We start from the raw sequence: 12,546 nt of genomic DNA, 5'->3' as shown, positions 1-12,546 counted from the left end.
ATTATCCCTCCTTATTTATAGAAACCTCTACCCTTACTCCTTGAAATCCTATATTAAATATTTTTATAGGAGAATATGTGTCTATGCTATACTGTCGCATCAAGCATTGCACACAGATTGAAATATCCTTTTTCCCATTAATTTGAGTACAATTTTTACATCTATTGCACGAAAAAATAACTTGCGTATTTTCATATTGAATTTTAAATGTCCCATTATTCTTTATTATATCAGTTCTTAAAGACCATAAATCATCTCTCTTACTTTCCATATGTTTTTCAAATGAATAGTTTAACGCACTCATAATTACTAAATAGTTATTGAATTTCTTTTCTACACCTTGAAATTTTTTAACCATTTTTAATTCTCTTTTATTTCTTAAAAAAGATTCTTTAAAACCTATTCCTGAATCTGCTATACTAATCTTAGTTCCATATCTATCTGATGCAACATATGTAAATGAATGCGATTGACTGTACATTATTGCATTAGTTTCAATTTCTACAATAGCATCTATTGTTGCTCCAATGATATTTTCCGGCAATTTATTTGTATCACTTAGAACGTTTTGGTATATTACCTTAGATCTATCTCGCAAACAATCAGAAATAAAATCTCTTTTCTGCATAGGTTCTTTAATTTTTTCTACATCTGCATATATAATATTAGTATAAGAAATCTTATGCAATTTTCTTAGTTCTTTATAATACCATTCATATGAAACATCATCCCACTCAAATATGTCTAATTTTTGAGATATCTCATAAAATTTACTAACCATAAAAAAATTGTGTAATTCAGATCCTCTTGTGTATACAATCTGAATTTTTCTTTTATAAAGACGGCTTAAATAGTCACCAAAGGATAATAATACAGGAATCGCTTCTGGTGTAATATATTTAGTTTTTCGAAAATCTAATATTGGAGCTGTATTTCTTTGTGACATATACATATCATAAAAAGTTTTTGTCACCTTTGTATAAAAAACATATGTTGATATTTTTTCATCAAATACTATTACATTACTAATATTATTTTGCATATCGTTTATATAACTCAATTCGTATGTTTCTCCTTTCTGGCTAACTATTTATTCAACTGATATATTGTAAGTATGTTTTTATAATATCACACATTTCTTTTTAATAGGATTTCGATATTTAGAACTATGTCTTTCGATATATCGAGTTAGTAGACGATTTTTATCTTTTTAAATACATTGGGACTCTTATGCAATCCAAAACATTAACACGAACAATTCAATTTTCTATATATTCATCAGTATTTCTGATCCAGTGCAAGCCTATATCAACCGTGACTATATCAGTATCTCTAAATCTTTGACAAGCCATGCATCACAGTAAATAGTCTAATAAAATGATTTCATCAATCACTTTTATTCTATAGCCCTAAAAATTGAACTTTTGATTCGTAACTACATGCTTCGTTTTATCAAAGTCAATTTTACTGCTAAAAAGCAGGTATAATCAGTTTTCACTAATTATACCTGCTTTATCCTACCTTTATAGAGTTGGAATATATTTACGACGGCAACCAAATTATTAGGTAATTACTCTTCTACAACACTTCATCTGTCCATCCGATATCCTCACCGTCTCCGCTATCTGAGGAGTCACCGGAGTCATCGCCCGAACTTCCGCTATCGGAGCTTCCGCTATCCGAGCTTCCACTATCGGAAGAATCATCATCGTCATCATCGTCGTCTGAATTATCATTGATTACCGGCTGTTGCGTTGGAGCAGGGGTTGCTGCCGGAGTCGTTACCGCCGGAGGATTATTGCCGGTTGTCTGCGGTTTTGCTGTCTGAGCAGCTGTCTTATTGACAGCACTCTGTACCTGGGACGCAGATGCCAGCGTTGCCCCTGCCAATATACCCTGCTTTGCCATCAAAGGTGAAATCTGCTCTGCGCCAGCGGTTCCATTCTGTACTGCCTCACGATTCTGTGTGATCAGTTCCTGCATCTTATTTCTTCCTGCCAATACCGGATCTGCCTGCTGCAGATCCGCTACAGGTGCCACATCCACCCACTTTTCGTTTTCATCCTGTTGCTGAAGTATGCCGTTCATAACACGAACCGCCTGCATATTGTGTGCACCTGCAAGTTGTTGCCGGCTCTGATTCGTTTCTGCGGTTATCGTATTGGTCTGTCCCTCTGCAAGCTGTACCCGCACAGCTTCCAGAGTACTGTGGGAACGATACAATGCCATTGCCAACACTACTGTTGTCAATGCAAAAATGCATGTGAATACTATCCACACTGTGTTTTTCTTATTTTTACTTTTCATCCAGAATAGCTCCTATCTTTACTTTTCCACGCTGTCTACAATATTTTTCAAAAATTTATATCCGGATGTTCCCGGTTTAAAATCTCCGCGGTTCAGGATCTGTTTGCAGACAGTATACATACTACGGGACATCTCCGGTCCATAGATCACCACACTGCTGCCATCCTTTTCCATCACCGCATAGGCCCGGAAGATGTACGACGTATTATAGCGTTCCGGAGGAAGTTTTGTCAGAACGTTTGCGAACTGGTCTCTCCCATTCACTCTCCGGATCACTTTATCACTGAACTTGCCGTTTATTACACCGTATGTTTTTCCGCCTCCCAATTTGTTGCTTCCATAGACCATCGGATATTGTGCATGAAGATCCGGTCGCATGATCAGCGTTCCCATCTCCGTGATACGATACCCTGCCAAGCCGGAGCCGCTGATCAATTGTGACTTTTTCGCCGTATCAATACCGAAGGTACACCGCAAACCGGTATTTCCCGTATAGCGCACGGAAAAACCATGATAGGAAAACAGATTCTCGAACTCCGGGACTGCTGTTGCAGTATAATAGCTTCCGTTATAGGAAAGTCTCCAGACATACATGCCTGTAGGGATACCGGATGCATTATATTGATACGCGGCTGCAGTTTTCGCCGTTGTTCCCAACTGGGCAATGCTGCTTATTGCCACCAGCCGCCTGGCTTCGTCATTCTGCCACGCTGTGCTGGAAGCCTCCACTCCATCAATATAAATCTTAGCACTACTGTCATAACCTGCCGGAAGAGCCAGGACAACATTACCATTTCCCACTTCAGGCTCTGTCACAGGCGGATCCGGGATTCCTTCCACCGTCTTCATTGTCTTCACAGAAGCAATACCATTGGTTGTAGCTCCGACAGCATACAACGTATTGTCTCCGCAAAAGATGTCAAAGCCATCGATATCTGTCCCTATAGTGGACGCAAGCTTCTGCCAGCTGTCATCCTTCAGATATGCTGCCTGCAGTATCTTCTCATTTCCTGACGTCCAGAAGACATATGGTATCCGGTCCTTTACCACAAGTCTTACAACATCCCTGCTCTGAATATCCGTCAGTATGTTTTCATCCCATTGCTGTCCATCATATGTAAGCATTGCTGTCGTCGCATTGCTATTGTTCACTGCTGCCAGATATAATTTGCCACCTGCTACACATGCATCGACATAGCTGGCTTTTCCGAGTTGATCCATCGTATAAAGCTTCTGCCAGTATCCATCCTGCAACACTGCAATACAACCATTACCATCTGTTCCCTGTGCAAAATAATCACAATAAACCGCATACCACTTATTGTCATAAAAGAAATGTTTAGTTCCGGAGATGTAGTTCCCCGACACTGTCAATGGCGGAAGTGAACCATCATCCGGCTGCCATACATTTATCAGCTCTAACGTATTTCCTACTGCATAGCTTATCCACAGGATGTCCTGCTCATACAGCAATTCCATTCTCGGAGGATCGATCGCTGTCTGAGAGCGGTATATCGGCTGCACATTTTCTGCAGAGACCTGCAGCACACACAGATAACCCGAAGCATCCGTATAAGCCACATAGACCTTGCCAGCCACACTCAGAATATCCACCTGGGATCCCCTGCCAACATCTGCTGCAGCCTGCATTACTTTCCAGCTGCTGTCGGAAGCCCCCAAAGAATATATTTTCAACTGATTTTTTCCATTTTCATTCACAATGCCAGCCAGATACAGGCTGTTTCCTGTCGTATCCCCGGTAATAGCCGGAGAAGAGAGCCCATTGATGCTCTCCCCCTTCGGCAGCCAGTAACTGTCGGCCGAAAGTACCGGAAACTCTACATCAAAGGATACGCTGCCGTCTTCCTTAGTAACAACATTGTCAATCACAATTCCACTGTTGCTGCCATCAGAATAAAAAATAGTATCCGATGTATAATGAGCATTCAGATCACTGCTTCCCAGTGAACTGCGATACTGTCCGCCCACTGTAGCCTTAAATGCATTCTCTTGTGCCTTAGCCGGATCCGTTGTGTCCTTACGGAACACATAAATATAGTTATTTCCTTCTTTATTTGTATGATAATCAACCGCATTGTTCACCCGATAGACGATCAATCCGCTCTCCGGAATGTAGTAATCATAGTCCTGCTTGTTTTCCGGCTTTTTCCGGTATTCCACTACAAAAAACTCTGAATCGCTGCGGGATGTCTTCAGAATATACGCACGGTTACCGGATACTCCTTCCGCCGGCCACAAGGTATATGTCCCACTTTCTTTTAACGTTTCGATATCCATCCACCTAAGCTCACTGCGCGTATAAGCCAATGGATAACTTGCAGTAAGGTTGGGTCCTGCCATCAGGTCCCACCAGCGACCTACCGGATCCCCAGCCTCTCCCGCAGTACGATACAGATCCGGTGCTCCCAGCGTGTGCAGAAATTCGTGCGAAGCCAAGGCATATCCCTGATCATAATTAGTTCCCAATCGAAGCATATTAGTCGGAAGAACATTATAAGCACCCACATGCCAGCCATGCAACAGTGTCTGGTTATCTCCCCAGTCCGCTTTGCGGGAACCAAACGCACCACTGGTATTGTTCTCGTCTACCTGGACAATAATCGTCAGATTATCGATATAACCGTCACCACGCATGCTGTCCAGCTTCGACGGGAAAGACAGTTCACTCATATTTTGTGCCGCTGTAATCACCTGCTGGACAAATTGCTCACCAACGGATGCATCCGGATAGTCCGATGCCGACCCTTGAATGGTGACCGGCAGGAATACATTATTCACCACCTGTGGGAAATAGGTATTTACCGTCACCTGTCCATCCGATATGGTTGAAATATATTGACTCAAGGACCGGTTCGGTTCTGATTCCGGACCGGTGTACATTTCCTGATATCTGCTAAAATTAGTCTGGAAGGTATTAGCACCGTCCTCGCTGAAATTCACCATAAGTACCAGATTATCAACCTGTGTTGCTGCCTCCGCCTGAACAGGCTTCCACAGCAGCAGGCCGCATACAAATAATGCTATACTCAATAAACTTTTTTTCATATGTGTCATAAATAACTCCTGTTGAAAAACATATCCCTGTGCCTATTCCCAGATATTAGAGATTCCCATCCGGACCGGTGCAAATGCATCATTGCCATCTTCTGCAGTCATAGTCAGGTAATAGATATTTTTCCCTTCCTGTCTGGAAGCATATGCCATCTGTCCTTCTTTACTCAGATATTCCGGGGTTGCTGTCTCGGGCCTTCCTTCCGCAGTAAAATCTCCGTCGTAGCTGACTGCCTGAGCGCTACGGTTACGGAAAGCATCTGCTGCTCCGCTACTCAGGTCTGCGGTGCCCATATGTACCGTAAATGCTCCCTCCGGACGGTTATTCGAAGACAAAGTTCCCTCGTATCCTACGTAAGTGCCATCCGTCAGATTCATGCTTTCACTGACAAAAGAGCCTGTCCGCTCTGCCGCGCATACATAATACCGAATTTCGGGATCCGTTACTTGCACATAGAATTGTCTGCCATCTGCCAGCGGATACTCAATCGCTGTGCAATGCTGTCCCAGTTCATCCGCCAGAATCGTCATTCTCCACTCACCGTTGTCCGCTGCTCCTGTATAGTTTCTCTGCCCGATCAGAAGATCTGACAGCATTACTGTATACCAGTCTTCCGTCAGAATACTGTCTACTGCTGTCTCTGCGTCACCTCCAGCCATGGCTTCCAACAGTACCTGCGCCTTACTCTGTACTTCATCTGTATCCTGTGTCAGATCCACCGTGATCTCTGCCAGCTGCGCCTGTCTCTCAGAACTGTAGTCCAGACGCTGCTCCCACTCCAGGGCATCCCGCTGTGCCAAAGGACTTTCAGTGTCTGTCGCAGTCTCAGTATTTGCTTCTGTTTCCTGTGTAGCAGTCTCCTGCATAGATTCCTCTGTTGCTGTCAATAGCTGAGTGTCCTGCGTTCCGCAGGCAGTTAATGACAGAGATAGTAACAGGGCTATTGCAGAAGTTGTCTTTATTATTCTTTTGTTATTCATTTTGTTTTCTCTTTCTGTATTTTTGTAGTAATATATGTATCGGTAAGAACAGGGGAATACACTATATCTCATCTTGTCTAAATTTATTTTATTTTTAGGTTTTATTTTTCACTAAAAAAGAAAAATGGGGGTAGCAGTAATGCTAAAGCAATTTGTAATAGATTACTGTTTGAAGAACTTGAAAAAGTAAAAATTTACTGCATGAGGAATGTCAATATTTTCATACGTTTGAATGTAAGCGTCAAATCCTACACCTTGGCTGCGTGTGTGAATAAAAGTCTTTAAATATTCTTGTGCGGCAGAGCCGCACAAGAATATTCATTCACTCCCATTCATTGTCCCAATCCGGATACTGTTCAACACTATATTGTCGGCAGCCCCTACCTAGATTTCTTCCACAGCATCCATGCTATTGCTCCGGCAATCACTCCACCGCCCAGAACAATCACGACGATGATCCAGCCTGTATTTTCTTCTCCGGCTTCTTCCTTTTCTTCCGTCTGTCCGGGTTCCTTCGGATCATTCGCCATACTCTCCGGAAGTTCTGTCGGCTGAAGTTCTACTGTCTGGTCCGGTGTTTCAGATGTAGTTTGTGATGCATCTGCATCCGACATTACGACTAAGGCCGGTGTCTTTGGCTGCGGAGCAGCTGTGAGAACCGGAGTAGTCACTACTGCCTCCATCGGTTTTTCCGGCGAAGAGGAACCTGTTGTTCCAGTCGGCTCCTTTGTTGATGTTGACGCTAATGAAGATGATGTTGTCGCCGGCTGTTGCGTCGGTGTCGGAACAACAGCCGGAGTGGGCAGCGTCGGAGTAGCTGTCGCAGCCGGGGTAGCCGTAGGGCTGGGCGACGCTGTCGGTGTTGTCTTGCTTATTACAGTAAAATCTGTTTCTGCAGTGCCGGTGGCCGATACTATTCCTATAGTGTGTGTTCCAGGCGTTAATGTTTTGAGGAATTGCGGCGTCAGGCTGATGATCGTGCTTCCTTCTTTCACTGTATAGTCTGTATCCTGGGTTAACTCTTTCCCATCCAATTCCACACGCACAAAATCCACAAGAGCTGCATTGGAGCGAAATACTGCAGATTCATTCGCCGTCACATCAATTCTGGCATCTTTTCCGTCGATTATACTTGGTGTCATTTTCTGGATGACAGTTCCTGTCTGCAATTTCTCTCCGCAGTCCTTACAATATAAATCCCCGGTGTACCCGGTCTCTGTGCTAGTCGCTTCTTTTACACCACGTAATTCAGTATTCTTATGATTTCCCGGATTGTATTCACCATATTCCTGATGACATACAGTGCAAATTGCTTTTGCAGAACATGTGGCTTCTCCTCCCGTATGTACATGTTCTCCCGATATTCCGGTAATACGAAATGTTAATTCATGATTCTCAATTTCCGTGACGGAAATGCTTATCTGGCCCGTAATCCATATTTCTTTATCGACTGTTACTGCTGCATCCGATTTCGTGTCATAGGTTCCTCCCAGCACTTCATAATTCCACTTTGGTCCTGAATAATTCATGTTGCTGGGGAATCTCGTACCAGTATCTACAAGATAGCACACCAGACCTGATTGCAAATTTATACCATCGACTTGCGAGTCATCCGCTTTATACAGTTTTTTGGTCTGTGAATCATATGGATTCCCATTTCCCGTAAAATCTCTGTACTCCAGATAAAGTGTCTTGTTCTTCTCCGGAATATCCATTTTATAACCAACAATTGCCGAGCTATCCCCGCTTCCCAAAGCCGTCAGCGTATACTCTCCATCGGCTCGAAGTGTGGGGATATTTTCATCTCCTAACCAGCCAAGAGCTTCCTGTTCCTTCACAGATATAAGCTGTGGCACCGGAGATAACGGTTTTCCCATAACCGACATAAAATATACCGGTGACTGACTTTTCGGATTATATAAATCCCCTAATCCAAAAATATGAGCTGTCTCATGCACCACTTTTCCCAATGATACAATAGCATTTCCATTGGCATCCTTATACAGATAGCCATTGGAATCTCCGGGAGCCTTCTCATAGCCATTCGTCAACTGTGCGTATTCCCCACTATTCAGCGTCCTCGCACCTGTATTTATAGTTACTAAACCGGTATAGTCCTGATAGTCCCATAATGGATCACCCCACTGTACGGAAATATTCGTCTGCGTTGTGTTCTTATATATGATCGTTATCGCATCAATGATTCCATCACCATTTTTGTCAAGATCTTCATAGCTATATTGTGTTGTTCCATCATAACCGGATATGGGATTACCTGCGTCTATGGCAGCCATAACTGCATTCGACCAATCTTCCTTCAGATCATACATGCGACTATATTTCTCACTTTTATCCGGATATCCTTCCTGATTGGCCTCACTATACTCCGCATAATACCCTCGTGAGTGGGACAGCGTTAAAGAATTTCCTCCATCGAAGAGATACACACTGTTCATTCTCAATTTGCCGGAGGATACTGTCTGAAAATAGTCTGCTACATTGTAGTATGCTGTATTGTAGGAATTGTCGGTAATTTTGCGGACGCTCGTCCCCTCATATTCCTTATCGATAAATTCATCTTCTCCTGCAAATCTGACAAACACAATTAAGTTCGTAAAGTTGCTTTCTTCCGGCACTGCTGCAGCCGCCCGGCATATAAGAGTGTCATTTAGAAAAAATCCAACTATAAAAATAAGCATTGCCAAATAGTAATTTATTCTTTTCATTCTTTTCTCTCAGAACCCCGGTAGAGGCCTGCATTTATCTCTCAACCTTTTCTTTATCCTGTACGCTGATATCTTTCCCGATCTGTACCTCGATCAGTTTCAGTTCGGTCTGTGCCATAACTGTATGGCAGCATCCTGCGGGCATTGTCACTACATCACCCACTTTCACGGACTGCTCTACGCCATCTATAACTGTTCTCCCCTCACCGGAGATCACTATCCACACTTCATTGCGGTGCTTATGATTATGATAATTCATAGAGTGTCCCTCATTGAGCGTCACCTTAATTGTCATGGATCCTGCTTCCACGTCCAACACCCGGAAGCTTCCCCAGCTCTTCTCAGCAAACATGATCTGCTGTTCGAACTTATCTACAAACGGTTTGATATATGAGCTCTGTTCTTTATCTGAAACTAAAATTCCCTCCGGGGATGCAGATATTACTACATCATGAAGTCCCATGGCCAGCACCGGAACATCCATCTCATTCACAATGTGCACGTTGGAGCAGTTATCATTCAATACTCCCTTTCCGATAACCGAATCCTTCATTGCTTCTGTCAGAGTATTCCACGTACCGAGATCCTTCCATTGTCCGGCGAAGCGCTGTACCTGAATCTTATCTTCTTTCTCAACTACCGCATAATCAAAAGAAATCTTTGGTAATGTCGCATATTTAGCAAACAGGTCGTGATAATCCGTAAAATCAATCAATTTGTGGGCGATCTCCATGACATACTTCAATTTGTATGCAAATACTCCACCATTCCACAAAGCTCCCTGTGCAATATACTCCTTCGCCACTTCCATTGTCGGTTTCTCTTTGAAAGTAGCTACCATTGAAGTCTGATCCGAAGATACCGGAATAATGTATCCGTATTTTTCACTGGGATACGTGGGTTCGATTCCCATCAATACCAGATTAGCTTCTCCCTTATCTGCCTGAATCGACAGTTGCTTCAAGGCCTCAAAATAGTCCTCTTCCACGTAAGGGTCTACGGGACATACTACGACCGACTCCTCCGGAGACACTTTCATTATGTCTACCAGGTAGGCCGTCGCCAATGCAATCGCCGGGAACGTATCTCTTCTGCAAGGCTCTACAGAAATTCCTACATCTTCTCCCAACTGATTATGAATTGCAGAGACCTGGGTCTTGCTTGTAGCAATCGTAACCGTTGCCTCGGCATCTACCTTCTTAATCTGATGATAAACTCTCTGCACCATGGATTCATAAGATCCATCTTCCTGTTTAAAAATCTTGATAAACTGCTTGCTTCTAATATCATTGGACAGCGGCCAAAGACGTTTCCCTGATCCGCCGGATAATAACACAATGTTCATACTTATCTCTCCGCTCTCATAGGATTATTCAAAAAATCTTCATAAGCCAACCGGATACCATCCTCCAGTTCTGTCATATAATGCCAGCCCAATTTCTCTGCCTTGCTGACATCTAACAGTTTTCTCGGAGTTCCGTTCGGTTTTGTGGTATCCCATTTGATTTCTCCGGTGTAGCCCACAACTTTTGCAACCAGCTCTGTTAATTCCTTAATAGTCAGTTCCTTGCCTGTACCGGCATTCACCGTCTCATTACCACTGTAGTTATTCATCAAAAAGACGCACAGATTTGCAAGGTCGTCTACATATAAGAATTCACGAAGCGGTGATCCGTCTCCCCAACAGGTTACTTCTGTCTTGCCCTCCACCTTAGCCTCATGGAAACGGCGGATCAGCGCCGGTAACACATGAGAATGCGTCGGATGATAATTATCATTAGGTCCATACAGGTTAGTCGGCATAACAGAGATATAGTCGGTTCCATACTGTTTATTCAAAAATTCACAATATTTCAATCCTGAAATCTTAGCCAGCGCATATGCTTCGTTTGTCTTCTCAAGTTCAGAGGTCAACAGGCAATCTTCTTTCATAGGCTGTGGTGCCATGCGGGGATAGATACAGGAGCTGCCAAGGAATTCCAGCTTTTTGCAACCATTCTTCCATGCTGAGTTGATAACATTCATTTCCAATGTCATATTAAACCACATAAAATCAGCCAGTGCATTCTGGTTTGCAATAATTCCACCTACTTTGGCAGCTGCCAGAAATACATATTCCGGCTTCTCCGCCGCAAAGAACTCTTCCACGTCAGCCTGGCGGGTCAGATCCAGTTCCTGATGTGTGCGGGTAATAATATTCGTATATCCCTGACGATTCAATTCGCGTACAATCGCTGACCCTACCATTCCTCTGTGACCAGCAACATAAATCTTAGCATTTTTTTCCATCATTTTTCTTTTACCTTCTTAATTTACTTTACTACGCCTTTTTCCAAGTATTCTTCCAGATTGGTACGGATATGCTCCTCCGCTCTCTCTACAGCAACCTTTTCCATATCGTGTTTTGTCATAAGCTCTACAAGTTCTTCAAAACTTGTCTTCATAGGATTCCAGCCTAATTCGGTCTTAGCCTTGGTAGGATCTCCCCAAAGATTGACTACGTCTGTCGGACGGTAAAAATCAGGACTTACTTCCACGATAATCCGTCCATTGGCCTTATTTATTCCTTTCTCGTTCAGTCCTTCTCCCTGCCATTCCACTTCGATGCCTGCATAATGGAATGCAAGTGTTGCAAATTCACGAACAGAATGCTGTACTCCGGTGGCGATTACAAAGTCCTCCGGCTTTTCATTCTGAAGGATCAGCCACATACACTCTACATAGTCCTTCGCATATCCCCAGTCACGGAGAGAATCCAGATTGCCCAGGTACAACTTATCCTGCTTACCCTGTGCGATTCTTGCAGCCGCCAGTGTTATCTTTCTCGTAACGAAGGTCTCGCCTCTCCTCTCACTCTCATGATTAAACAAAATACCGGAACAACAGAACATATTATAAGCTTCTCTGTATTCCTTTACAATCCAATAACCATACTGCTTGGCAACTGCATACGGACTGTAAGGATGAAAAGGAGTCGTCTCTCTCTGCGGAACTTCTTCTACCTTTCCATAAAGTTCTGAAGTAGATGCCTGATAAATACGGCACGTCTTCTCCAGTCCACATACTCTTACTGCTTCCAATACTCTCAATACGCCCGTAGCATCAATATCTGCTGTAAATTCCGGCACATCAAAGCTTACCTGCACATGAGACTGTGCTGCCAGATTATAGATTTCATCCGGTCTTACTTCACCAATTAATTTTACCAGGCTAATCGAGTCTCCCAGATCGCCAAATTTCAAATGGAAATTAGGGGTTCCTTCCAAATGCGCAATACGTTCTCTATAATCCACGGAAGATCGACGGATCATACCATATACTTCATATCCCTTTTCCAACAATAATTCAGCCAGATAAGAACCATCCTGCCCTGTAACTCCTGTAATTAATGCTCTCTTCATTTACGCTACCTCCAAAACTATACTTCACGATTTATGTTCATATAAGAGATTATAATATA

The 12,546-nt window shown here is 43.1% G+C and carries 8 protein-coding genes; all 8 read right to left on the bottom strand.

Annotated features, from left to right (window positions below; all coding sequences use genetic code 11):
• Position 1 precedes the first annotated feature (1 nt).
• Positions 2-1,060, bottom strand: a complete 1,059-nt coding sequence (locus ACLTOH_RS03010) for a hypothetical protein (protein ID WP_147353745.1) — start codon at positions 1,058-1,060, stop codon at positions 2-4.
• A gap of 518 nt (positions 1,061-1,578) precedes the next feature.
• A complete protein-coding gene (locus tag ACLTOH_RS03005) occupies positions 1,579-2,307 on the bottom strand; it encodes a hypothetical protein (RefSeq protein ID WP_412223327.1) in 729 nt (242 codons plus the stop codon).
• Between the two features lie 18 nt (positions 2,308-2,325).
• A complete protein-coding gene (locus ACLTOH_RS03000) occupies positions 2,326-5,373 on the bottom strand; it encodes a hypothetical protein (protein ID WP_412223325.1) in 3,048 nt (1,015 codons plus the stop codon).
• A 42-nt stretch (positions 5,374-5,415) separates the two neighbouring features.
• Complete coding sequence (locus tag ACLTOH_RS02995; RefSeq protein WP_412223324.1) at positions 5,416-6,360, bottom strand: hypothetical protein; 945 nt, start codon at positions 6,358-6,360, stop codon at positions 5,416-5,418.
• 380 nt (positions 6,361-6,740) lie between these two features.
• Positions 6,741-8,996, bottom strand: coding sequence for a hypothetical protein (locus tag ACLTOH_RS02990; protein ID WP_412223323.1), 2,256 nt, complete (start codon positions 8,994-8,996; stop codon positions 6,741-6,743).
• A gap of 124 nt (positions 8,997-9,120) precedes the next feature.
• A complete protein-coding gene (locus ACLTOH_RS02985) occupies positions 9,121-10,431 on the bottom strand; it encodes a sugar phosphate nucleotidyltransferase (RefSeq protein WP_412223322.1) in 1,311 nt (436 codons plus the stop codon).
• A gap of 2 nt (positions 10,432-10,433) precedes the next feature.
• Positions 10,434-11,375, bottom strand: coding sequence for a GDP-L-fucose synthase family protein (locus tag ACLTOH_RS02980; protein ID WP_412223394.1), 942 nt, complete (start codon positions 11,373-11,375; stop codon positions 10,434-10,436).
• Between the two features lie 23 nt (positions 11,376-11,398).
• Entirely contained in the window at positions 11,399-12,487 is a 1,089-nt protein-coding gene (gene gmd / locus ACLTOH_RS02975) for a GDP-mannose 4,6-dehydratase (RefSeq protein WP_412223321.1), read from the bottom strand.
• Positions 12,488-12,546: the final 59 nt, after the last annotated feature.

Origin of the sequence: Waltera sp. (assembly GCF_046969025.1) — a bacterium.
GTDB lineage: Bacteria > Bacillota > Clostridia > Lachnospirales > Lachnospiraceae > Acetatifactor > Acetatifactor acetigignens.
The sequence above is the reverse complement of the archived record's forward strand: the minus strand, read 5'-3'. Positions and strand labels throughout refer to the sequence as shown.